This window comes from Mycobacterium sp. 852013-51886_SCH5428379 (assembly GCF_001665575.1).
Lineage (GTDB): Bacteria > Actinomycetota > Actinomycetes > Mycobacteriales > Mycobacteriaceae > Mycobacterium.
Map to the genome: position 1 here is coordinate 21,229 of NZ_LZSU01000017.1, position 22,251 is coordinate 43,479.

The 22,251-nt window shown below is 68.3% G+C and carries 23 protein-coding genes; 16 read left to right on the plus strand and 7 right to left on the minus strand.

All coding sequences use genetic code 11. The features are described from left to right. The first annotated feature begins 29 nt into the window (after positions 1-29). The 7 genes from A5757_RS05475 to A5757_RS05505 are packed head-to-tail and all read left to right on the plus strand — an operon-like array spanning position 30 to position 5,919. Positions 30-860: an undecaprenyl-diphosphate phosphatase gene (locus A5757_RS05475; protein WP_066830342.1), complete on the plus strand. Its 831-nt coding sequence runs from the start codon at positions 30-32 to the stop codon at positions 858-860. Continuing rightward, on the plus strand, positions 857-1,537 hold the full coding sequence (locus tag A5757_RS05480; protein WP_066829825.1) for a histidine phosphatase family protein: 681 nt from the start codon (positions 857-859) through the stop codon (positions 1,535-1,537). Before A5757_RS05475 ends, A5757_RS05480 begins: the two co-directional genes overlap by 4 nt. 25 nt (positions 1,538-1,562) lie before the next feature. Next, on the plus strand, positions 1,563-2,150 hold the full coding sequence (locus A5757_RS05485) for a DUF3090 domain-containing protein (protein ID WP_066829826.1): 588 nt from the start codon (positions 1,563-1,565) through the stop codon (positions 2,148-2,150). After that, positions 2,134-2,970: an SCO1664 family protein gene (locus tag A5757_RS05490; protein ID WP_066830345.1), complete on the plus strand. Its 837-nt coding sequence runs from the start codon at positions 2,134-2,136 to the stop codon at positions 2,968-2,970. The genes A5757_RS05485 and A5757_RS05490 overlap by 17 nt, the downstream gene beginning before the upstream one ends. After that, on the plus strand, positions 2,970-3,728 hold the full coding sequence (locus A5757_RS05495; RefSeq protein ID WP_066830348.1) for a 3'(2'),5'-bisphosphate nucleotidase CysQ: 759 nt from the start codon (positions 2,970-2,972) through the stop codon (positions 3,726-3,728). The genes A5757_RS05490 and A5757_RS05495 overlap by 1 nt, the downstream gene beginning before the upstream one ends. Positions 3,729-3,777: 49 nt before the next feature. Continuing rightward, positions 3,778-5,025, plus strand: a complete 1,248-nt coding sequence (gene mshC, locus A5757_RS05500; RefSeq protein WP_066829828.1) for a cysteine--1-D-myo-inosityl 2-amino-2-deoxy-alpha-D-glucopyranoside ligase — start codon at positions 3,778-3,780, stop codon at positions 5,023-5,025. Between the two features lie 9 nt (positions 5,026-5,034). Beyond that, positions 5,035-5,919: an SDR family oxidoreductase gene (locus A5757_RS05505; protein WP_066829831.1), complete on the plus strand. Its 885-nt coding sequence runs from the start codon at positions 5,035-5,037 to the stop codon at positions 5,917-5,919. Here the strand turns inward: A5757_RS05505 and A5757_RS05510 are convergent. Continuing rightward, positions 5,916-6,767 (minus strand): PAC2 family protein, encoded by an 852-nt coding sequence (locus tag A5757_RS05510; RefSeq protein ID WP_281498302.1) that lies wholly within the window; start codon positions 6,765-6,767, stop codon positions 5,916-5,918. The genes A5757_RS05505 and A5757_RS05510 overlap by 4 nt on opposite strands. A 279-nt stretch (positions 6,768-7,046) precedes the next feature. Here A5757_RS05510 and metH point away from each other — a divergent pair, with 279 nt between their 5' ends. The 7 genes from metH to A5757_RS05545 all read left to right on the plus strand — a co-directional run bounded on the left by metH (position 7,047) and on the right by A5757_RS05545 (position 16,222). Continuing rightward, positions 7,047-10,811, plus strand: a complete 3,765-nt coding sequence (gene metH, locus A5757_RS05515; RefSeq protein ID WP_066829837.1) for a methionine synthase — start codon at positions 7,047-7,049, stop codon at positions 10,809-10,811. A gap of 76 nt (positions 10,812-10,887) precedes the next feature. Next, positions 10,888-11,571: an HAD family phosphatase gene (locus A5757_RS05520; protein WP_066829840.1), complete on the plus strand. Its 684-nt coding sequence runs from the start codon at positions 10,888-10,890 to the stop codon at positions 11,569-11,571. Positions 11,572-11,649: 78 nt separating this feature from the next. Beyond that, positions 11,650-13,131 carry a sugar porter family MFS transporter gene (locus A5757_RS05525; protein ID WP_066829843.1) on the plus strand — a complete coding sequence of 494 codons (1,482 nt, stop codon included), beginning with the start codon at positions 11,650-11,652 and terminating at the stop codon, positions 13,129-13,131. Positions 13,132-13,153: 22 nt separating this feature from the next. After that, entirely contained in the window at positions 13,154-13,435 is a 282-nt protein-coding gene (locus tag A5757_RS05530; RefSeq protein ID WP_066829846.1) for a phosphoribosyl-ATP diphosphatase, read from the plus strand. A 5-nt stretch (positions 13,436-13,440) separates the two neighbouring features. After that, positions 13,441-14,292 carry an ATP phosphoribosyltransferase gene (gene hisG, locus A5757_RS05535; protein ID WP_066830351.1) on the plus strand — a complete coding sequence of 284 codons (852 nt, stop codon included), beginning with the start codon at positions 13,441-13,443 and terminating at the stop codon, positions 14,290-14,292. A 66-nt stretch (positions 14,293-14,358) separates the two neighbouring features. Then, positions 14,359-14,841, plus strand: coding sequence for a DUF4126 domain-containing protein (locus A5757_RS05540; protein ID WP_066829849.1), 483 nt, complete (start codon positions 14,359-14,361; stop codon positions 14,839-14,841). 1 nt (position 14,842) lies between these two features. After that, on the plus strand, positions 14,843-16,222 hold the full coding sequence (locus tag A5757_RS05545) for an FAD-containing oxidoreductase (protein ID WP_066829852.1): 1,380 nt from the start codon (positions 14,843-14,845) through the stop codon (positions 16,220-16,222). Between the two features lie 3 nt (positions 16,223-16,225). On the opposite strand, the gene A5757_RS23110 is transcribed toward A5757_RS05545, so the two are convergent. The 3 genes from A5757_RS23110 to A5757_RS05560 are packed head-to-tail and all read right to left on the minus strand — an operon-like array spanning position 16,226 to position 18,035. Continuing rightward, positions 16,226-16,414, minus strand: a complete 189-nt coding sequence (locus A5757_RS23110) for a hypothetical protein (protein ID WP_066829853.1) — start codon at positions 16,412-16,414, stop codon at positions 16,226-16,228. Next, positions 16,411-17,205, minus strand: coding sequence for a thioesterase family protein (locus A5757_RS05555; protein ID WP_066829857.1), 795 nt, complete (start codon positions 17,203-17,205; stop codon positions 16,411-16,413). Before A5757_RS05555 ends, A5757_RS23110 begins: the two co-directional genes overlap by 4 nt. Further along, on the minus strand, positions 17,202-18,035 hold the full coding sequence (locus A5757_RS05560; RefSeq protein ID WP_066829861.1) for a RecB family exonuclease: 834 nt from the start codon (positions 18,033-18,035) through the stop codon (positions 17,202-17,204). Before A5757_RS05560 ends, A5757_RS05555 begins: the two co-directional genes overlap by 4 nt. 85 nt (positions 18,036-18,120) lie before the next feature. Between A5757_RS05560 and A5757_RS05565 the strand changes: the two genes are divergently transcribed. After that, entirely contained in the window at positions 18,121-18,972 is an 852-nt protein-coding gene (locus A5757_RS05565) for a tRNA (adenine-N1)-methyltransferase (RefSeq protein WP_066829864.1), read from the plus strand. 3 nt (positions 18,973-18,975) lie between these two features. Here A5757_RS05565 and A5757_RS05570 read toward each other — a convergent pair whose 3' ends face one another. From A5757_RS05570 to A5757_RS05580, 3 genes are read right to left on the minus strand one after another with little or no spacing between them, the layout of a single operon-like run. Continuing rightward, positions 18,976-19,272 (minus strand): DUF503 domain-containing protein, encoded by a 297-nt coding sequence (locus A5757_RS05570; protein ID WP_066829867.1) that lies wholly within the window; start codon positions 19,270-19,272, stop codon positions 18,976-18,978. Positions 19,273-19,274: 2 nt separating this feature from the next. Beyond that, the gene (locus tag A5757_RS05575; protein WP_066829870.1) at positions 19,275-19,799 is read right to left on the minus strand and encodes a hypothetical protein; all 525 of its coding nucleotides are present in this window, start codon (positions 19,797-19,799) and stop codon (positions 19,275-19,277) included. A gap of 11 nt (positions 19,800-19,810) precedes the next feature. Further along, a complete protein-coding gene (locus A5757_RS05580) occupies positions 19,811-20,299 on the minus strand; it encodes a hypothetical protein (protein WP_156618186.1) in 489 nt (162 codons plus the stop codon). A 146-nt stretch (positions 20,300-20,445) separates the two neighbouring features. Here A5757_RS05580 and arc point away from each other — a divergent pair, with 146 nt between their 5' ends. Next, positions 20,446-22,248, plus strand: coding sequence for a proteasome ATPase (gene arc, locus A5757_RS05585; protein WP_066829873.1), 1,803 nt, complete (start codon positions 20,446-20,448; stop codon positions 22,246-22,248). Positions 22,249-22,251 lie beyond the last annotated feature (3 nt).

Below are 22,251 nucleotides of genomic sequence, written 5' to 3' on the forward strand. Positions count from 1 at the left end.
ACGGTCGTCGAGTGATCGACGCGCCGGCGATGTCCTGGGTTCAGGTCGTCGTCTTGGCGATCGTGCAGGGTCTCACCGAGTTCCTCCCGGTGTCCTCGTCGGGCCACCTCGCCATCGTGTCCCGGGTCTTCTTCGCCGACGACGCCGGCGCCTCCTTCACCGCGGTCACCCAGCTCGGCACGGAGGTGGCGGTGCTGGTGTACTTCGCCCGCGACATCGGCCGGATCGTGCGCGCCTGGTTCGCCGGGCTGCGCAACCCGCAGCGCCGGGACGCGGACTACCGCCTCGGCTGGTACGTGATCATCGGCACCATCCCGATCGGGGTGATCGGGCTGCTGTTCAAAGACGAGATCCGCACGGCCGCCCGCAATCTCTGGGCCATCGCGATCGCGCTCATCGTGTTCTCCGCCGTCATCGCCGCCGCCGAACACTTCGGCCGTCAGACCCGCCGGGTCGAGCAGCTCACCTGGCGCGACAGCCTCATCGTCGGCACCGCGCAGTGCCTCGCCCTGCTGCCCGGGGTCTCCCGATCCGGCGCGACGATCAGCGCCGGGTTGTTCCTCGGTATGGACCGTGAACTCGCGGCGCGCTTCGGGTTCCTGCTCGCGATCCCGGCGGTGTTCGCCTCCGGGCTGTTCTCGCTGCCCGACGCGTTCGACCCGGTCGGCGAGGGGATGAGCGCAACGGGTCCGCAGCTGCTCGTCGCGACGGTCATTGCGTTCGTCGTCGGATTCGCCGCGGTGTCGTGGTTCCTGCGGTTCCTGGTGCGGCACAGCATGTACTGGTTCGTCGGCTACCGGGTGCTGCTGGGCGTGGTGGTGCTCGTACTGCTCTCGACCGGGGTGGTGGCCGCCCAGTGACGGTCATCCTGCTGCGTCACGGTCGCTCCACATCCAACACCGCGCACACCCTGGCGGGTCGCAGCGCCGGTGTCGACCTCGACGAGCGGGGCGCCGAACAGGCCCGCGACATCGTCGACCGGATCGGCGAGCTGCCGGTGCGGGCCATCGTGCGGTCACCGCTGCTGCGCTGCGAGCGCACGGTCGCACCGTTGGCGGCGGCCCTCGGGCTGACGCCGGTGGTTGAGGACCGGCTCGTGGAGGTGGACTACGGCAACTGGACCGGCCGCGCGATCGGTGAACTCGTCAAGGAACCGCTGTGGGCGGTGGTGCAGCAGCAGCCCAGCGCCGCCGTCTTCCCCGAGGGCGAAGGCCTCGCCCACGTCCAGGCCCGCGCGGTCGCCGCCGTCCGCGAGCACGACCGCCGGCTGGCCGAGGAGCACGGCGCCGATGCGCTGTGGGTCGCGTGCACACACGGCGACGTCATCAAGTCGGTGTTGGCCGACGCGCTCGGCGCCCATCTGGACACCTTCCAGCGCATCACCGCCGACCCCGCATCGATGAGCGTCGTGCGGTACACCGACACCCGGCCGTTCGTCCTGCACATCAACCACACCGGACCGCGCCTGACCGGCGGTCTGGTCGCCAAGCCCGACGTGCCCGCCGGTGACGCGGTCGTCGGCGGGTCCTCCGGCTGACCCACCCGGTATTTTGGAAGGTGACATGCCCCGCGCAATCCACGTCTTCCGCACGCCCGACCGCTTCGTGGCCGGGACCGTCGGGGAACCCGGTAACCGCACGTTCTATCTGCAGGCGGTGCACGACAAACGCGTGATCTCGGTCATCCTGGAGAAGCAGCAGGTCGCCGTACTGGCCGAACGCATCGCCGCGCTCCTGCTGGAGATCAACCGCCGTTTCGGCACGCCCGTACCGCCCGACACCGGCGAGGTCGACGACCTCAGCCCACTGGTCACGCCGGTCGAGGCCGAATTCCGGGTCGGGACGATGGGTCTGGGCTGGGATTCCGAGGCGCAGACGATCGTGGTGGAACTGCTCGCGGTCTCGGAGACCGAATTCGACGCCTCGGTCGTCCTGGACGACGCCGAGGAGGGCCCCGACGCGGTGCGGGTCTTCCTGACCCCGGAATCGGCGCGCCAGTTCGCCACCCGGTCGAACAAGGTGATCTCCGCCGGCCGCCCGCCGTGCCCGCTGTGCGAAGAACCGCTCGATCCCGAAGGCCACATCTGCGTGCGGACCAACGGTTATCGACGCGGTGATCTCGCCGGAACCGACGATGACCCCACAGACTGAGGACGGGGCGCGGCACGACGAGGTGATGCGATGCGGCGATCTGAACGTCGTCGGCCGCATCCGGTCCGCGAGCAACGCCACCTTCCTGTGCGAGGCACATTTGGGCGATGCGCGCCTGCACTGCGTGTACAAACCGGTCGCCGGTGAGGCGCCGCTCTGGGACTTCCCGGACGGCACGTTGGCCGGCCGTGAGGTCGGCGCCTACCTGATCTCGGCCGCGCTGGGCTGGGGCGTGGTGCCCGAGACCATCCTGCGCGACGGGCCCGCGGGACCGGGGATGGTCCAGCGCTGGGTGGAACAGCCTTCCGACACCAGCACTGACACCGCCACCGATCCGCCCGAGGGCCCCGATCTGGTCGACCTCCTGCCGGCCGGTCACATCCCCCCGGGCTATCTGCCGATTCTGCAGGCCTACGACTACGCCGGCGACGAAGTGACCCTGGTCCACGCCGACGACGTGCGGTTGCGCCGGATGGCCGTCTTCGACGTGGTGATCAACAACGCCGACCGCAAGGGCGGTCACATCCTGGCCGGCGTCGACGGCCGGGTCTACGGCGTCGACCACGGGGTGAGTCTGCACGTCGAGGACAAACTGCGCACCGTGCTGTGGGGTTGGGCGGGCAAACCGGTCGACGACGAGGCGCTCGAGGATCTCGGCCGGCTCGCCGACGCTGTGGGCGGCGAGCTCGGCGAGCAGCTGCGCCCGCACATCACCCGCCACGAGATTGCTGCGCTGCGCGCGAGAATCATTGCGCTGCTACAGGATCCGGTCATGCCGACGCCGGATCGTCACCGGCCCATCCCGTGGCCGGCGTTCTGATGGCCACCGACGCCGAGCTCGCCGCGGAGATCGCCGCGGAGGCGGGCGAGATGCTCGTGGCGCTGCGTGAGACTTACGACTACTTCTATCCCTACGACCTCGGCGACGAAGGCGACAGCCGCGCGAACACGCTCATCCTCGACCGGCTGCGCCGGCACCGCCCCGACGACGCCGTGCTCAGCGAGGAGGCCGTCGACGACCTGCGTCGCGTCGACGCCGACCGCGTGTGGATCGTCGACCCCGTCGACGGCACCCGCGAGTACTCGCTGCCGCCGCATCAGGACTGGGCCGTGCACATCGCCCTGTGGCAGCGCGGTGCAGGCGGCGACGGCGGCCTCACCGACGCGGTGGTGGCCCTGCCGGCGCGCGGCGAGGTGTACCGCACCGACACCGTCACCCCGCCGCCACCGCGGCGGGACGGCCCCATCCTGGTGACGGCGAGCGCCACCCGCCCGCCCGCGGTGCTCTGGCAAATCCGCGACCGGCTCGACATCGAGCTGGTCCGCATCGGCTCGGCCGGTGCCAAGGCGATGGCCGTGGTGCGCGGTGACGTCGACGCCTACATCCACGCCGGCGGCCAGTGGGAGTGGGATTCGGCCGCACCGGCGGCGGTGGTGCGCGCGGCCGGGCTGCACGCCTCGCGGCTCGACGGGTCGCCGCTGGTGTACAACCGGCGGGACCCGTACCTGCCGGATCTGCTGATGTGCCGCCCGGAGCTGACCGACGTCCTGCTCGCCGCGATCCACTCCCGGCGATGACCACACACCGCAGGAGGCCGTCCTGACCGAACAACCTAGAGTCGACGTCATGCAATCGTGGCCGGCGCCGACCGTCCCGGCGTTGCCGGGCCGCGGCCCTGCGCTGCGCCTCTACGACAGCGCGGATCGACAGATCCGTCCCGTCGCGGCCGGGTCGACCGCCACGATGTACGTCTGCGGGATCACCCCGTACGACGCCACCCACCTCGGCCACGCCGCCACCTACGTGGCGTTCGACCTCGTCTACCGGCTGTGGCTGGACGCCGGGCACGACGTGCACTACGTCCAGAACGTCACCGACGTCGACGACCCCCTCTTCGAACGCGCCGCGCGCGACGGCATCGACTGGCGCGCGCTCGGCGACCGCGAGACCGACCTGTTCCGCGAGGACATGGCCGCGCTGCGGGTCCTACCGCCGCGCGATTACGTGGCCGCCACCGACGCGATCGCCGAGGTGGTGGAACTGGTCGAGAAGATGTTGGCCTCCGGCGCGGCGTACGTCGTCGACGACAGCCAGTATCCCGACGTGTACTTCCGCGCCGACGCGACCGTGCAGTTCGGATACGAGTCCGGATACGACCGCGACACCATGCTGCAGCTGTTCGGGGAGCGCGGCGGCGATCCCGACCGCCCCGGCAAGGCCGACGCACTCGACGCCCTGCTGTGGCGGGCGGAGCGACCCGGTGAGCCCAGCTGGCCGTCCCCATTCGGCCCGGGCAGGCCCGGCTGGCACGTCGAGTGCGCCGCGATCGCGCTCAGCCGCATCGGCACCGGCCTGGACATCCAGGGCGGCGGCAGCGACCTGACGTTCCCGCACCACGAATTCTCTGCCGCACACGCCGAGTCGGTGACGGGGGAGCGGCGCTTCGCCCGGCACTACGTGCACGCCGGGATGATCGGCTGGGACGGCCACAAGATGAGCAAGAGCCGGGGCAACCTGGTTCTGGTGTCCCGGCTGCGCGCCGACGGCGTCGACCCGTCCGCGATCCGGCTCGGCCTGCTGGCCGGCCACTACCGCGACGACCGATCCTGGAGCGACGAGGTGCTCGCGCAAGCCCAGACCCGACTCGACCGCTGGCGGCAGGCGACCGCGCTGGAGGCGGGTCCTGACGCCTCCGACGTCATCACCCGGGTGCGCACCTACCTCGCCGACGATCTGGACACTCCGAAAGCCCTTGCCGCTCTTGATGCCTGGGCAACCGAGGCGCTCGACCACGGCGGCAGCGACCGCGAGGCGCCGGGCACCGTCGCCACCGCGGTCGATGCGTTGCTCGGCGTACAACTCATCGTGGAGTAATTTCAGCGAATGACCTCGGTACGCGGGAAAGTCGTATTCATCACCGGCGGCGCCCGGGGCGTGGGGGAGGAGCTGGCCCGCCGGCTGCACGCCAAGGGCGCGAAGCTGGTCCTCACCGACGTCGACGAGACCCCGCTCAAGGAGCTCGAGAAGGCGCTCGGCGGGGACCGGGTGCTCACCGCGGTGGCCGACGTCTGCGACCTCGCCGAGATGCAGGCGGTCGCCGATGAGGCGGTGGAGCGGTTCGGCGGTGTCGACATCGTGATCGCCAACGCCGGCATCGCCAGCTACGGCTCGGTTCTGGTGGTCGATCCCGACGCGTTCCGGCGGGTCCTCGACGTGAACATCGTCGGCGTCTTCAACACCGTGCGGGCGACGCTGCCGTCGATCATCCAACGCAAGGGTTACGTGCTGGTGGTGTCGTCGCTGGCCGCATTCGCCGCCGCCCCCGGGATGGCGCCCTACGACGCGTCCAAGGCCGGCGTCGAGCACTTCACCAACGCACTGCGCCTGGAGGTGGCCCACCGCGGCGTGACGGTCGGCGTCGCGCACATGTCGTGGATCGACACCCCGCTGGTGCAGGACACCAAGGCCGATCTGCCGAGTTTCCGCCGGATGCTCGAGACGCTGCCGGGGCCGTTGAGCAAGACGACGTCGGTGGAGAAGTGCGGCGAGGTGTTCGTCAAAGGCATCGAGAAGCGCCGGGAGCGGATCTACTGCCCCGGGTGGGTGGGCCTGATCCGCTGGGTGAAGCCGCTGCTGACCACGCGCATCGGCCAGGCGTCCGTACTGCGCCATGTGCCGGAGATCCTGCCGCAGATGGACGCGGAGGTCACCGCGCTGAAGCGGTCACTCGGTGCCCGCACCCACGGGCACGGCAACCGGAAGGGTTAACCCTTGAAGCCGGGGCCGCGGCGGCGCAGGTAGCGCTCGAACTCTGCGGCGAGCGCGTCGCCGTCGATCTTGCCCAGCGCGTCGGTCATGTCGACCTCGGCGTCGCCGCGCTGTTCGAGGGACGCCACGTAGTCGGCGATCTCGTCGTCCTCGGAGGTCATCTCGCTGACCGCCTGCTCCCACTCCTCGGCCTCGGCGGGCAGATCGGCCAGCGGCACCTCGATATCGAGCACGTCCTCGACGCGGCGGAGCAGCGCGACGGTGGCCTTCGGATTGGGCGGCTGCGACACGTAGTGGGGGACGGCCGCCCAGAACGTCACCGCGGGGATCCCGGCCTGCACGCAGGCGTCCTGGAAGACCCCGGCGATGCCGGTCGGCCCCTCGTAGCGGGTCTCCTCCAGACCGAAGAACTTCGCCGACTCCGCCGAATACGCCGCCCCGGACACCGGTACCGGCCGGGTGTGCGGGGTGTCGGCCAGCAGTGCGCCCAGGATGACCACGGTCTGGACGTCGAGCTTGTCGGCGATCGTGAGCAACTCCGCGCAGAACGTGCGCCAGCGCATGTTGGGTTCGACGCCGTGCATCAGGACGATGTCCCTGTCGGCGCCCGGCGGGCGGCAGTGCGAGATACGCATCGACGGCCACACCAGCTCGCGGGTCACCCCGTCGATCTGCCGGATCTGCGGCCGGTTGACCTGGTAGTCGTAATAGCTCTCGTCGTCGATCTCGACGATCAGCTCGGCCTCCCAGATGGCGTCGAGGTGCTCGAGCGCGTCGCTGGCGGCGTCCCCCGCGTCGTTCCACCCTTCGAAGGCCGCGACGATGATGGCGTCGTGCAGTCCGGGCAGTTCAGGTCCCTTCGGTCCCGGGGTATTCGACGGGGTCACACCGCCAGCCTAAAGCCTGCTGGGGACGAGCGAGCCCCATCGCCCCGCCCGGCGGTTTGCGCTCGCGCACTACCCTGGGCGTGTCAGGTCAACCCTGGGAACGGATCCCGGCGATGAACGGGGCGTCCGGACGTCGATTCAATGACGACGACGTAGACTTTCCGAGGTCGAGAGGCGTTGCAACGGGTTCGGGCTCTGCCCGCGTCCGCCACGCTCGGCAGAGTCAAGGACGCCTTCCGTATGGAAGGAGCGCACGTGAACGCCGTTGAGTTCGAGCCGAACATCCGCCCTGACTGCACCGACGAACTGACGGCGACCCTGCGCGAGCGAATCATGGTGATCGACGGTGCGATGGGCACCGCGATCCAGCGCGACCGTCCCGACGAGGCCGGCTACCGCGGTGAGCGGTTCAAGGACTGGGCCAGCGACCTGCAGGGCAACAACGACCTGCTCAACCTCACGCAGCCGCACATCATCGAGGCGATCCACCGCGAGTATCTCGAAGCCGGCGCCGACCTGCTGGAAACCAACACGTTCAACGCGAACGCGGTGTCGCTCGGCGACTACGGCATGCAGGAGTTCAGCTACGAGCTGAACTACGCAGGCGCCACGCTGGCCCGCAGAGCCTGCGACGAGTTCAGCACCGCGGACAAGCCCCGCTACGTCGCCGGGGCGCTGGGACCCACGACGCGCACCGCGTCGATCTCACCCGACGTCAACGATCCCGGCGCCCGCAACGTCAGCTACGACCAGCTGGTCGCCGCGTACCTCGAAGCCGCCAACGGTCTGGTCGACGGCGGCGCCGACCTCATCATCGTCGAGACGATCTTCGACACGCTCAACGCCAAGGCCGCGATCTTCGCGATCGAGACCCTGTTCGAAGAGCGCGGCCGCCGCTGGCCGGTGATCATCTCGGGCACCATCACCGACGCGTCCGGGCGGACGCTGTCCGGTCAGGTCACCGAGGCGTTCTGGAACTCGGTCCGGCACGCCAAACCGCTCGCGATCGGTCTCAACTGCGCGCTCGGCGCGCCCGAGATGCGGCCCTACATCGCCGAGGTGTCCCGCATCGCGGACACCTTCGTTTCCTGCTACCCGAACGCCGGCCTGCCCAACGCATTCGCCGAGTACGACGAGACCCCCAAGCGGCAGGCCGGATACGTCGCCGACTTCGCCGACGCAGGCTTCGTCAACATGGTCGGTGGCTGCTGCGGAACGACGCCCGCACACATCGCCGAGATCGCCAAGGTCGTCGAGGGCGTCAGACCGAGGGAAGTGCCGCACATCCCCGTGGCCACCCGGCTGTCGGGCCTGGAGCCGCTCAACATCGACGACAACTCGCTGTTCGTGAACATCGGTGAGCGCACGAACATCACCGGCTCGGCCCGGTTCCGCAATCTGATCAAAGCCGAGGACTACGACACCGCGCTGTCGGTGGCCCTGCAGCAGGTCGAGGTCGGTGCGCAGGTCATCGACATCAACATGGACGAGGGCATGATCGACGGCGTTGCCGCGATGGATCGCTTCACCAAGCTGATCGCCTCCGAACCTGATATCAGCCGCGTCCCGGTGATGATCGACTCCTCCAAGTGGGAGGTCATCGAGGCGGGCCTGAAGAACGTGCAGGGCAAGCCGATCGTCAACTCGATCTCCATGAAGGAGGGCGAGGAGAAGTTCATCCGCGAGGCGAAGCTGTGCCGCAAGTTCGGCGCCGCCGTCGTTGTGATGGCTTTCGACGAACAGGGCCAGGCCGACAACCTGGAGCGCCGCAAGGAGATCTGCGGCCGCGCCTACCGCATCCTGACCGAAGAGGTCGGCTTCCCGGCCGAGGACATCATCTTCGACCCGAACTGCTTCGCGCTGGCGACCGGCATCGAAGAGCACGCCACCTACGGCATCGACTTCATCGAGGCCTGCGCGTGGATCAAAGAGAACCTGCCGGGGGTGCACATCTCCGGCGGCATCTCCAACGTCTCGTTCTCGTTCCGGGGCAACAACCCGGTCCGCGAGGCCATCCACGCGGTGTTCCTGTTCCACGCCATCAAGGCCGGTCTGGACATGGGCATCGTCAACGCCGGTGCGCTGGTGCCCTACGACTCGATCGATCCCGAGCTGCGGGAGCGCATCGAGGACGTCGTGCTGAACCGTCGCGCCGATGCGGCGGAGCGGCTGCTGGAGATCGCCGAACGGTTCAGCAAAGAGGCCAAGGACGAGAAAGATGGAGCTCCCAAGGCTGCAGAGTGGCGGTCTCTGCCGGTGCGTGAGCGCATCACCCACGCGCTGGTGAAGGGCATCGACGCCCACGTCGACGACGACACCGAGGAACTGCGCGCCGAGATCGAGGCCGCGGGTGGTCGTCCGATCGAGGTGATCGAGGGCCCGCTGATGGACGGCATGAACGTCGTCGGCGATCTCTTCGGCTCCGGGAAGATGTTCCTGCCGCAGGTGGTGAAGTCGGCCCGCGTGATGAAGAAGGCCGTCGCGTATCTGCTGCCCTTCATCGAAGCGGAGAAGGCCGAGGCCGGCACGACCGGATCGAAGGACACCAACGGCACCATCGTGATGGCGACGGTGAAGGGCGACGTCCACGACATCGGCAAGAACATCGTCGGAGTTGTGCTGCAGTGCAACAACTTCGAGGTGATCGACCTCGGAGTGATGGTGCCCGCGCAGAAGATTCTGGACGCGGCCAAGGAGCACGATGCGGACATCATCGGATTGAGCGGCCTGATCACGCCGTCGCTGGACGAGATGTCCAACTTCGCCGTCGAGATGGAACGTGCCGGCCTGGAGATCCCGCTGCTCATCGGTGGGGCGACCACTTCGCGCGCCCATACGGCCGTGAAGATCTCGCCGCGCCGCAGCGGCCCGGTGGTCTGGGTCAAGGACGCGTCCCGCTCAGTGCCGGTGGCCGCGGCGCTGCTCGACGACAAGCAGCGTCCGGCGCTGCTGGAGGCCACCGAGAAGGACTACGCCTCGCTGCGCGAACGGCACGCACAGAAGAACGACCGACCGATGCTGCCCCTGGAGAAGGCCCGCGCGAACCGCACACCGATCGAGTGGGACGGCTATACCCCGCCGGTGCCCGCGCAGGGTCTCGGCGTACGGGAGTTCCTGGATTACGACCTCTCCGAACTGCGCGAGTACATCGACTGGCAGCCGTTCTTCAACGCCTGGGAGATGAAGGGCCGCTTCCCGGACATCCTCAACAACCCGGCCACCGGTGAGGCCGCCAGGAAGCTCTACGACGACGCCCAGGAAATGCTCGACACCGCGATCAAGGAGAAGTGGCTGACCGCCAACGGTGTGATCGGCTTCTTCCCGGCCAACGCGGTCGGCGACGATGTCGAGGTCTACACCGACGAAAGCCGCACCGAGGTGTTGACGACGCTGCACAACCTGCGTCAGCAGGGCGAGCACCGCGACGGCATTCCGAACCGGTCGCTCGGTGACTTCGTCGCCCCCCGAGAAACCGGTTTGGCCGACTACGTCGGCGCCTTCGCGGTCACCGCGGGCCTGGGCAGCACGGAGAAGATCATGGAGTTCAAGGCGGCCCTCGACGACTACAGCGGGATCCTGCTGGAGTCGGTCGCCGACCGGCTCGCCGAGGCGTTCGCCGAGCGGATGCACCAGCGGGTCCGGACGGAGTTCTGGGGATACCAACCCGACGAGCAGCTGGCCAACGAGGAACTCATCGGCGAGAAGTACCGCGGAATCCGTCCGGCGCCGGGATATCCGGCGTGCCCGGAGCACACCGAGAAGACGACGCTGTTCTCGTTGCTGGATGTGACGGAGCGAACCGGAATCGAGTTGACCGAGTCGATGGCGATGTGGCCCGGTGCGGCGGTGAGCGGCTGGTACTTCTCGCATCCGCAGTCGCAGTATTTCGTGGTCGGTCGCATCGCCCAGGATCAGGTCGCCGATTATGCGAAGCGCAAGGGCTGGACGCTGAAGGAGGCCGAGCGGTGGCTCGCGCCGAACCTGGGCTACAACCCGGAGGATTGACGCCGAACGTGAACTCGTGCAGGAGAAATCGACGGTTTGTCGCATACAAGCTCACGTTCGGCGGGGGTTCGCGCCGATGAAAGCGGTGCTGTGGGATATGGACGGCACCCTCGTCGACTCCGAAAAGCTCTGGGACGTCTCGCTGGGCGCGCTGTATCGCGAACTCGGCGGTGAGATCAGCACGGAGCTGCGGATGGCCCTGGTCGGAAGTTCGGCGGAGAACACTATTCGCACGATCTACGCCGACCTCGGCCTCGCACCCGACCCCGCCGCGATGGCCGCATCCGACCGCTGGCTGCACGACTACACCGGCGAACTGTTCGCCACCCGCGGTCTGCCGTGGTGCGACGGTGCTCGGGAACTCCTGGAAGATGTTGCTGCCGCGGGCATTCCGATGGCCCTGGTGACCAACACTCAGCGGGAGCTGACCGAACAGGCGCTCGAGAGCATCGGACGGCACTTCTTCGTGGTGACGGTGTGCGGTGACGAAGTGGCCCAGGGCAAACCCGCGCCCGATCCCTACCGGAAGGCCGCAGATCTGCTCGGCGTCGACCCGGCGCGGTGTCTGGCTGTCGAGGATTCACCGACCGGCACCCAGGCGGCCGAAACCGCGGGGTGCCCCGTCCTGGTCGTGCCGAACGACGTACCGGTGCCGACGAGTCCGCGGCGCCGCCAGGTGGACTCACTGCGCGGATTCCACGTCGATGACCTACGCGAGATCCACCGCGACGTCGTGGACGGTTTTGCGCGCGACAGTTGAGGGAACCCGCGTCTTCGCACTCGTCGAAGTGCTTGAATGTGATTCCGGTCACGCATTGTTGCGCGGAAAGGACGTCCCATGGCTGGTCACGGTGGTGCTCCGGTAGGTGACGACCTGCCCATCAGCGACGATGACTTCTCGTCGGGTAAGACCGCGATCCGCATCGCATCGGTGGCCGCGCTCGGCGGCCTGCTGTTCGGCTACGACAGCGCGGTGATCAACGGGGCGGTGGACTCCATCCAGGAGGACTTCGGCATCGGTAACGCCGAATTGGGCTTCGCGGTCGCCTCAGCGCTGCTCGGTGCGGCCGCGGGCGCCATGACCGCCGGGCGCGTCGCCGATCGGATCGGCCGCATCGCGGTGATGAAGATCGCCGCCGTCCTGTTCTTCATCAGCGCCTTCGGGACGGGCTTCGCGCCGGACGTCATATGGGTGGTGGTCTTCCGCATCGTCGGTGGCATCGGCGTCGGGGTGGCCTCGGTGATCGCCCCCGCCTACATCGCCGAAACGTCGCCTCCAGGCATCCGCGGCCGGTTGGGATCGTTGCAGCAGTTGGCCATCGTCTCCGGCATCTTCCTGTCCTTCGTGGTCAACTGGCTGCTGCAGTGGGCGGCCGGCGGACCCAACGAGCCACTGTGGTTCGGGGTCGACGCCTGGCGCTGGATGTTCCTGGCGATGGCCGTGCCCGCAGTGCTCTACGGTTCGCTCACGTTCACCATTCCCGAGTCGCCGCGCTATCTCGTTGCCAGCCACAAGATCCCGGAAGCTCGCCGGGTGCTCAACATGCTGCTGGGCCAGAAGAACCTCGAGATCACCATCACGCGGATCCGCGAGACCCTCGAGCGCGAGGACAAGCCGTCGTGGCGTGATCTGAAGAAGCCGACGGGCGGTATCTACGGCATCGTGTGGGTTGGCCTCGGGCTGTCGATCTTCCAGCAGTTCGTCGGTATCAATGTGATCTTCTACTACAGCAACGTGCTGTGGCAGGCGGTCGGATTCAGCGCCGACGAGTCGGCGATCTACACAGTCATCACCTCGGTCATCAACGTGCTCACCACGCTGATCGCGATCGCTTTGATCGACAAGATCGGCCGTAAACCGCTGCTGCTGATCGGCTCCTCGGGCATGGCGGTCACGTTGATCACCATGGCGGTCATCTTCGCCAATGCGACACTCGACGCCGAGGGCAACCCGAGCCTGCCCGGCGCCTCCGGGGTGATCGCGCTGGTCGCCGCGAACCTCTTCGTCGTCGCGTTCGGTATGTCCTGGGGTCCGGTCGTCTGGGTGCTGCTGGGCGAGATGTTCCCCAACCGCATCCGCGCCGCGGCGCTGGGCCTGGCCGCCGCCGGACAGTGGGCGGCGAACTGGCTGATCACCGTCACGTTCCCCGGCTTGCGTGAGCATCTGGGGCTGGCCTACGGCTTCTACGGGCTGTGCGCGATCCTGTCCGGTCTGTTCGTCTGGCGGTGGGTGATGGAGACCAAGGGCGTGTCGCTGGAGGACATGCACGGCGACATCCTCAAGAGCGACACCGCGCCGACGGCCACCAAAGAGGGCTGAGGTCCGGGGCGGCTGCCCCGGCGTGGGAGAATGGCCGTCCGTGAAGACCTTCGATGCGCTGTTCGACGAGTTGACCGAGCGGGCCCGCACCCGGCCGGAGGGCAGCGGTACCGTGGCGGCCCTCGACCGCGGGGTGCACGGCCTGGGCAAGAAGATCCTCGAGGAGGCCGGCGAGGTGTGGCTCGCCGCGGAGCACGAGAGCGATGACGCCCTGGCCGAGGAGGTCAGCCAGCTCCTGTACTGGACCCAGGTGCTGATGATCGCGCGCGGTCTCACCCTCGGCGACGTCTACCGGAAGCTGTGACCGGCATGCTGCGCGTCGCCGTGCCCAACAAGGGCGCACTGAGCGAGTCGGCGGCCGAGATCCTCGCCGAGGCCGGGTACCGCCGCCGCCGCGATCTCAAGGACCTCACCGTCGTCGACCCGGCGAACAATGTCGAGTTCTTCTTCCTGCGGCCGAAGGACATCGCGATCTACGTCGGCTCGGGGGACCTCGACTTCGGGATCACCGGACGCGATCTCGCCGCGGAATCCGACGCCCCGGTCCGGGAACGGCTGGCGCTGGGCTTCGGCGGCTCGACGTTCCGGTATGCCGCGCCGGCGGGCACTGACTGGACCCCGGCCGATCTCGCGGGTAAGCGGATCGCCACGGCGTTCCCGAATCTGGTGCGGAAGGATCTCGCGGCCAGGGGAATCGAGGCGACCGTGATCCGCCTCGACGGTGCGGTGGAGATCTCCGTGGCCCTCGGCGTCGCCGACGCCATCGCCGATGTCGTCGGTTCCGGACGCACGCTGAGCCTGCACAACCTCGTCGCGTTCGGGGAGGCGCTGTGCGATTCCGAGGCGGTGCTCATCGAACGCGAAGGTGCTGACGACGCGAACGCCGCCGCGCGGGATCAACTCGCGGCGCGGGTGCAGGGCGTGGTGTTCGGTCAGCAGTACCTGATGCTCGACTATGACTGCCCGCGTGAGCTTCTCGACCGCGCAACGGCCGTCACGCCCGGCCTCGAGTCGCCGACGATCGCGCCGCTGGCCGATCCGGCCTGGGCCGCCGTGCGGGCGCTGGTGCCGCGCCGCGACGTCAACGCCATCATGGATCAACTCGCAGCGATCGGCGCCAAAGCGATCCTGGCCTCCGACATCCGGTTCTGCCGCATGTGATTGAGCGGGCCGAAGGCCCGCCGCCGTGTTAGCGTCCGGTGAACTCACCGCCGGTCGGAGGTCTCGATGACACACGTCCTTGTCCTGATCCTGGCTCTGCTGATCGGTGTGATCGCCGGTCTACGGGCGTTCACCGCGCCCGCCGCCGTCGCCTGGGCGGGCATGTTGGACTGGCTGGTTCTCGACGGCACCTGGGCGCAGTGGGTGGCCCATCCCATCACGGTCGCCGTGCTGACCGTCCTGCTGGTCGGTGAACTGATCACCGATCAGCTACCGAAGACCCCGAGCCGGAAGACCGCCATGCAGTTCGGCGCTCGGCTGGTCAGCGGCGGGTTCGCCGGCGCGGTCATCGGCACCGGCTTCGGCTATCCCATCGGCGGACTCGGCGCCGGGGTGATCGGCGCGGTGCTGGGCACCCTCGGCGGCTATGAGGCCCGCAAACGGCTCGTCGCCCGCAACGGCGGCCGGGACCTGCCGATCGCCCTGCTCGAGGACGGCATCGCCGTCGTCGGCGGCTTCGTCATCGCCTGGCTCACGACAGTCGTCTGACATGACAACGCAGCCAACGCAGTTCGACGCCATCATCATCGGCGCCGGACAGGCCGGTCCACCGCTTGCCGGACGGCTCACCGAAGCCGGTCAGACCGTCGCGCTGATCGAACGCAAACTCGTCGGCGGCACGTGTGTGAACTACGGCTGTATCCCCACCAAGACCCTGGTCGCCAGCGCCCACGCCGCGCACGTGGCCCGCCGCGGCGCCAAGTACGGGATCGGCACCGGCGAGGTGACTGTCGACATGGCAAAGGTCAAGGCGCGCAAGGACGAGATCATGCTCGGCGACCGCCACGGCGTCGAGTCCTGGCTCGAGGGAATGGACGGATGCACGTTCATCCGCGGCCACGCCCGCTTCGAGGATCCTCACACGGTTCGCGTCGACGATCAGGTGCTGAGCGCTGACCGCATCTACCTGAACGTCGGCGGCCGCGCGGTGGTACCCGACCTGCCCGGCCTCGACGACATCGACTACCTGACGAATGTCGGCATTCTCGACCTCGACACCGTCCCCGAACATCTGGTGATCGTCGGCGGCAGCTACATCGCACTGGAATTCGCGCAAATGTACCGTCGCTTCGGCGCGCGGGTCACCGTCATCGAACACGGACCCCGGCTGACGTCACGGGAGGACGAGGACGTCTCCGCCGCGATCACCGACATCCTGCGCAACGAGGGCATCGACATCATCGTCGATGCCACTGACATCCAATTCACCAAGCGGGACAACGGTTTCGACGTCGTCGCCAGAGAAGGTGCCGAACCGGTCACCGGCAGCCACCTGCTGCTTGCGGTCGGGCGGCGCGCCAACACCGACGAGCTCGGCCTCGAGAACGCCGGCGTGGAGACCGACGACCGCGGCAACATCGTCGTCGACGACGAACTGCGCACCACCGCCGAACACATCTGGGCGATGGGGGACTGCAACGGCAAGGGCGCCTTCACGCACACGTCCTACAACGACTTCGAGATCGTCGCCGCCAACCTCCTCGACGACGATCCGCGGCGGGTCAGCGACCGGATCACCACCTACGCGCTCTACATAGACCCGCCGTTGGGCCGCGCGGGCATGACCGAAGACCAGGTCCGCAAATCCGGCCGGAAAGCGTTGGTGGGCAAGCGCCCGATGACCCGTGTCGGCCGCGCCGTCGAGAAGGGCGAGACGCAGGGCTTCATGAAAGTCGTCGTCGACGCCGAGACGGAACAGATCCTCGGGGCTGCCATCCTGGGCGTCGGGGGCGACGAGGTCGTTCAGGACATCCTCGATGTGATGACGGCGAAACTGCCCTACACGGCCATCTCCCGGACGATGCACATCCATCCGACGGTCAGCGAACTCGTGCCGACGATGCTGCAGGATCTCAAGCCGCTGCAATAGGAGTCATCGACCGGCGGCGCGCAGCAGCCGCAGCATCCCGATCTCGGCGACGTTCTTGGTCAGCTCGACATGGGCCCACAGCGCCATGTCCTCCACCGACCGCCCTGCCGCCGGCGGCCAGGGAAACGGCGCCGGGCTCTGCAGATCGGCCAGGGCCCATGCCAGGTCGAACTGACCCGTCAGGCCCGTCACGGGCGGCGCTGTACCAGCAGCGTCTGCGCCGAGGTCCCGATGTATCCGCGGCGATCGAACAGTTCTGCGTTGGTGACGCCGACACCGTCCGGGCCGATCGACCCGCGGGCCCGCAACGCGAAGTCGGCGCCCTCGGGGAGTCGGTGCAGGTGCACGACGGTGTCGGTGTTCATGAACACGAACTGCTGCGGATCGAGTGCGGCGCCCAGACCGTTGGCCGAGTCGACGACCATCGCCAGTCGCTGCAGCGCCGTGGTCGGTTCGTCGTCGACGAGCGGTACGAGCGGGGTGAGCCACCCGACCGCCGACGACCCGTCGTCGGCCTGTTTGCGCCAGTCGACCGTCTCCAGATAACCCTGCGCACCCTCCCAGGCGTGCGCCTTCGGCACCGCGTCGCCCTCGGTGATCGGCGGACACCGGTCGGTCGCGGCGTCACGGGTATCGCTGGTGGCGATGAGCCAGGCGGTGACGCGCCCCACCGGCCGGGCGCCGTCCACCGGCGTCATCTCGGCGGTCATCATCGCGATGCGGGCGCCCGGGCGCGACACCCAGGCCCGCGCCTTCAGCGGGACGACCGGGATCGCGCCCAGCAGGTCGAGCGACAACCGGCCGATGCGCATCCCGGCGGGCGCCTGCTCCTCGATCAGCTTGGTCAGCAGCGCCAGCGGCGGGGAGCCGTGCTGGATCTCAGGGCCCCAATTGCTGCGGGTGTCCGCTGTCGAGTCGAAGACCTGAAACTCGCCGTCCGCGTCGTGAGTGCCGGGCAACCGGTGGTACAGGTGGCCGATCACGTGACCGGGTCCTGTGGCCAGCCGGGATACGGCGGCGGGGTTCCGCCGAACTCCGGGCACAGCGCACGGTGGCTGCACCAGTCGCACAACTTCGATTTCTTCGGTCGGAAGTCGCCGGTGACGCCGGCGGTCTGGATGGCCCGCCACATCGCGGTGAGCAGACGCTCGAAGCGGAGGAGCTCGTCGAGATCGGGCGAGTAGTCCAGCACCTGGCCGTCGGCCAGATAGAGCAGCCGCAACCGAGCCGGTTGCACGCCCCGCGACCGCAGCAGCGCCACGGCGTAGAACTTCATCTGGAACAGCGCCTTGGCCTCGGCCAGGGCCCACACCTCCGACGGCGCCTTCCCGGTCTTGTAGTCGACGACCCGCATCTCGCCGGTCGGCGCGACGTCGATGCGGTCGACGAAACCGCGCAGCAGTGTGCCGTCCTCGAGCTCGACCTCGATGTGCTGTTCACAGCCCTGCGGCTCGAAGCGGGTCGGATCCTCCAGGCGGTAGTACCCCGACAGCAGTGCCCGGGCCTCGCCCAGCAGGGCGTCCTGCACAGCCGGGTCGAGTTCGTCGGCGAGCGTCGGGTTCTCGGCGAGCATCCGGTTCCAGGCGGGCGTGACCAACTCCAGCGCGGAGTCGTGGTCGCGGTCGGCGGCGGGCAGCGCATAGAGCTGTTCGAGCGCGGCGTGCACCACCGTCCCGCGCAGCTGCGCCGTCGACCGCGGTTCGGGCAGCCGATCGATGGCACGGAAGCGGTACAGCAGCGGGCACTGCTTGAAATCAGCGGCCCGCGAGGGTGACAGCGCCGGACGCCGGGGCGGCGCCAGCTGTTCACTCATGCCCGAAAGCCTAGATCGGGCCCCCGACAATTCTGCGCAACCCCGCGCCCGCCGGTCTGTGAGTCAACTGGCAGGCTCATCAGCTATGCCACGTACCGGTCCGTTCGAAGTCGGAGACCGCGTTCAGCTCACCGACGCCAAGGGTCGGCATTACACGATGTTGCTCACACCGGGCGGCGAGTTCCACACCCACCGCGGGATGATCGCTCTGGACGACGTGGTCGGGCTGCCCGAGGGCAGCGTGGTCAAGTCGACCAGCGGTGACCAGTTCCTGGTGCTACGCCCGCTGCTGGTGGACTACGTGATGTCGATGCCGCGCGGCGCGCAGGTGATCTACCCGAAGGACGCCGCGCAGATCGTCCACGAGGGCGACATCTTCCCCGGCGCACGGGTGCTGGAGGCTGGGGCGGGTTCCGGAGCGCTGACGTGTTCACTGTTGCGCGCTGTCGGACCGCAGGGACACGTCACGTCCTACGACATCCGCGACGACCACGCGGTGCACGCCGAACGCAACGTGGTCACGTTCTTCGGCGAACGGCCGGCCAACTGGGACCTCGTGATCGCCGATCTCAACGATTACCCCGGCGGCGAGGTCGACCGGGTGGTGCTCGACATGCTCTCGCCATGGGAGGTGCTCGGCACCGTCGCCGACGCGCTGGTTCCCGGCGGAGTGCTGATGATCTACGTCGCGACGGTCACCCAGCTCTCGCGGGCGGTCGAGGCGCTGCGCGAACAGCAGTGCTGGACCGAGCCACGGGCCTGGGAGAGCATGCAGCGCGGCTGGTACGTCGTCGGGCTGGCGGTGCGGCCCCAGCACACGATGCGCGGCCACACCGCGTTCCTGATCAGCGCCAGAAAACTGGCGCCCGGCACAGTGGCGCCGATTCCCCTGCGCCGCAAGCGTCAACTGACCCAGCCGCTGACCGAGCCGGAGTAGCGCTCACTCGTCGGTGCTGCGCCGCAGCGCGCGATGGACCGACAGCAACTCCAGCTCCGGTCGTGTCGCGACCAGGCGTTCGGCCGCGTCGAGGACGTCCACCACATGCGCGCGGTCCGCGGCCACCACCGCGACGCCGATGCCGGCCCGTCGGTGCAGGTCCTGCGCGGAGGTCTCGGCCGCGGACACACTGAAGCGGCGCTGCAGTTCGGCGATCACCGGCCGGATCGCCGATCGCTTCTGCTTGAGCGAACGGACGTCGCCGAGCAGCACATCGAACTCCAGCCAGCCGATCCACATGCTCAGCGGGGCGGCTCTTTCGCGGCGCCGAAGTCCAGCAGCAGGTCCGCGGTGGCGCGGGTGAGCTGCCACCCGGAGCCGACGGGGGTGAAGTCCATCGGGAAGTCGAACTCCCCGGCCTGTGGGTTGGGGGTGGTGACCACGACGTTGGCCGTCACGTCACCTGACTGGGACGGTGACCAGGCGATGTCGCGCGCTTCGAAGGTCAACGGTAGGAAGCCGTTGTCCGCCAACGCCTTGCCGAAGCGGTCCAGCGCAGCCGCGTCGCCCGGTCCGCTGTCCTGCACCAGCTCCGCCCGCGCGGCGCCGGGAACGCCGATATCGGCCAGCCGGTAGAGCACGTCGGTCAACGCCTCCGGGGCAGGCAGCGGCGCGGCCGGCGGTGGGGCGGGGGTCGTCGAGATCGGTGCCGCGGAGGTCGGTGGAGGAGCCGGGGGCGGGGAGTCGTCCCCGCACCCGACAAGGCCGAACGCCGCCACCGTGACGGTGGCGGCGCTCAGGTACCTCGCGATCGTGGTGCGTCGCACCGGTCGAAAGATCAGCCGACCGCCGAGAGCAGGTTCAGGGCGGAGCCCTTCGAGACCTGCCAGCCGGTCGGGCTCGGGCCCGCGACGAAGACGATGTTCTGGGTGGCCGTGCCACCGGTGGCGGCCGTCGCGGTGACCGACGCGGTCGCGACGCCACCGTTCTGGTCGACGTTGGCGACGTTGAAGGTCAGCGGGAACTTCCCCTGGGAGGCCGCGTTGTTGTAGGCGCGGTCGGCGGTGATCGCCTCGAAGCGGCCGATCCCGCCCTGGATGTAGGGCGCCTTGCCGCTGAAGGAGCCGGGTCCGGCCAGCACGGCCAGCGTCTGGGTGAGCGGACCGGCCAGGTCAGGGGCGGGAACCTGGGGCATCGGCGTACCGAAGACCACGGGGGCGACGGCGGGCGCTGCCACCTGGGTCGATGCAATGGACGTCACACCTGCCGCGGCACCCGCTACTACGGCGGCTGTGGCGACGCCGGTCACGAGGGATTTCAGGGTCACGGCTTTCCTTTCGATCTGTCTTACTAGGCTTTGAGGTTAACAGTGGTGCGGGTGTGTCGAATTGCTAGACCGCACACAAAGTCTGAATCGCCGGTAGCGTTGAAGTCGTTACTGCACCACTATTCGGTGCGGGAGAGGGGCGCAACATGAGTGAGTCAGAGTCCGGCCTGTCCCGTGAGGACGCCGCCGAGTTGGAGGAGCTCCGCCGCGAGGCGGCCGCCCTGCGCGAACAGCTCGAGAATGCCGTCGGATCAGGCAGCGGATTGCGTAGCGCCCGTGACGTCCACCAGCTCGAGGCGCGGATCGACTCGCTCGCCGCACGCAACTCGAAGTTGATGGAGACGCTCAAAGAGGCCCGTCAGCAGCTGCTCGCCCTGCGCGAGGAGGTCGACCGGCTGGGCCAGCCGCCGAGCGGTTACGGCGTGCTGCTGTCCGCCCATGAGGACGACACCGTCGACGTGTTCACCTCCGGGCGCAAGATGCGTTTGACGGTCTCCCCGAACATCGACGTGAGCACGCTCAAGCAGGGCCAGACCGTCCGTCTCAACGAGGCGTTGACAGTGGTCGAGGCCGGCACCTATGAGGCCGTCGGTGAGATCAGCACCCTGCGCGAGATCCTGTCCGACGGACACCGCGCCCTGGTCGTCGGGCACGCCGACGAGGAGCGCATCGTCTGGCTGGCCGAACCGCTGGTGGCCTCCGAGGATCTGCCGGAACGCTACGACGACGACGTGCTCGGCGACGACCGGCCGCGCAAGCTGCGTCCCGGCGACTCGCTACTGGTCGACACCAAGGCCGGCTACGCCTTCGAGCGCATCCCCAAGGCCGAGGTCGAGGATCTGGTCCTCGAAGAGGTGCCGGACGTGGCCTACAGCGACATCGGTGGTCTGACCCGCCAGATCGAGCAGATCCGTGATGCCGTCGAGCTGCCGTTCCTGCACAAGGAGCTGTACCGCGAGTACTCACTGAGGCCCCCGAAGGGTGTGCTGCTGTACGGCCCGCCCGGCTGCGGTAAGACGCTCATCGCCAAGGCGGTCGCGAACTCGCTGGCCAAGAAGATGGCCGAGGTCCGTGGTGACGACGCCCGCGAGGCGAAGAGCTACTTCCTCAACATCAAGGGTCCGGAGCTGCTGAACAAGTTCGTCGGCGAGACCGAACGCCACATCCGGCTGATCTTCCAGCGGGCCCGCGAGAAGGCGTCCGAGGGCACACCGGTGATCGTGTTCTTCGACGAGATGGATTCGATCTTCCGGACCCGCGGTACGGGCGTGAGCTCCGACGTCGAGACCACCGTGGTGCCGCAGCTGCTCTCGGAGATCGACGGCGTCGAGGGCCTGGAGAACGTCATCGTGATCGGCGCCTCCAACCGCGAGGACATGATCGATCCGGCGATCCTGCGGCCCGGCCGCCTGGACGTCAAGATCAAGATCGAGCGGCCCGACGCCGAGGCGGCGCAGGACATCTTCAGCAAGTACCTCACCGAGGAATTGCCGGTCAACGAAGACGATCTGGCCGAGTTCGACGGCGACCGCTCGCTGACCATCAAGGCGATGATCGAGAAGGTCGTCGACCGGATGTACGCCGAGATCGACGACAACCGGTTCCTCGAGGTGACCTACGCCAACGGCGACAAAGAGGTCATGTACTTCAAGGACTTCAACTCCGGCGCGATGATCCAGAACGTCGTCGACCGGGCGAAGAAGTACGCGATCAAGTCGGTGCTGGAAACCGGCCAGCGCGGCCTGCGGATCCAGCACCTGCTCGATTCGATCGTCGACGAGTTCGCCGAGAACGAGGACCTGCCCAACACCACGAACCCGGACGACTGGGCTCGGATCTCCGGCAAGAAGGGCGAGCGGATCGTCTACATCCGCACCCTGGTCACCGGTAAGTCGTCGAGTGCCTCACGCGCCATCGACACCGAGAGCAACCTGGGTCAGTACCTCTGACCC

What these genes read in the sequence shown, in the direction of transcription:
- A5757_RS05505 (WP_066829831.1), top strand. Translation starts at nt 5,035, where the DNA reads ATGACCTCGGTACGCGGGAAAGTCGTATTCATCACCGGCGGCGCCCGG.
- A5757_RS05545 (WP_066829852.1), top strand. Translation starts at nt 14,843, where the DNA reads ATGACAACGCAGCCAACGCAGTTCGACGCCATCATCATCGGCGCCGGA.
- metH (WP_066829837.1), top strand. Translation starts at nt 7,047, where the DNA reads ATGGAAGGAGCGCACGTGAACGCCGTTGAGTTCGAGCCGAACATCCGC.
- A5757_RS05490 (WP_066830345.1), top strand. Translation starts at nt 2,134, where the DNA reads ATGACCCCACAGACTGAGGACGGGGCGCGGCACGACGAGGTGATGCGA.
- A5757_RS05485 (WP_066829826.1), top strand. Translation starts at nt 1,563, where the DNA reads ATGCCCCGCGCAATCCACGTCTTCCGCACGCCCGACCGCTTCGTGGCC.
- A5757_RS05475 (WP_066830342.1), top strand. Translation starts at nt 30, where the DNA reads ATGTCCTGGGTTCAGGTCGTCGTCTTGGCGATCGTGCAGGGTCTCACC.
- arc (WP_066829873.1), top strand. Translation starts at nt 20,446, where the DNA reads ATGAGTGAGTCAGAGTCCGGCCTGTCCCGTGAGGACGCCGCCGAGTTG.
- A5757_RS05520 (WP_066829840.1), top strand. Translation starts at nt 10,888, where the DNA reads ATGAAAGCGGTGCTGTGGGATATGGACGGCACCCTCGTCGACTCCGAA.
- A5757_RS05565 (WP_066829864.1), top strand. Translation starts at nt 18,121, where the DNA reads ATGCCACGTACCGGTCCGTTCGAAGTCGGAGACCGCGTTCAGCTCACC.
- hisG (WP_066830351.1), top strand. Translation starts at nt 13,441, where the DNA reads ATGCTGCGCGTCGCCGTGCCCAACAAGGGCGCACTGAGCGAGTCGGCG.
- A5757_RS05560 (WP_066829861.1), bottom strand. Translation starts at nt 18,035, where the DNA reads ATGAGTGAACAGCTGGCGCCGCCCCGGCGTCCGGCGCTGTCACCCTCG.
- A5757_RS05540 (WP_066829849.1), top strand. Translation starts at nt 14,359, where the DNA reads ATGACACACGTCCTTGTCCTGATCCTGGCTCTGCTGATCGGTGTGATC.
- A5757_RS05525 (WP_066829843.1), top strand. Translation starts at nt 11,650, where the DNA reads ATGGCTGGTCACGGTGGTGCTCCGGTAGGTGACGACCTGCCCATCAGC.
- mshC (WP_066829828.1), top strand. Translation starts at nt 3,778, where the DNA reads ATGCAATCGTGGCCGGCGCCGACCGTCCCGGCGTTGCCGGGCCGCGGC.
- A5757_RS05495 (WP_066830348.1), top strand. Translation starts at nt 2,970, where the DNA reads ATGGCCACCGACGCCGAGCTCGCCGCGGAGATCGCCGCGGAGGCGGGC.
- A5757_RS05570 (WP_066829867.1), bottom strand. Translation starts at nt 19,272, where the DNA reads ATGTGGATCGGCTGGCTGGAGTTCGATGTGCTGCTCGGCGACGTCCGT.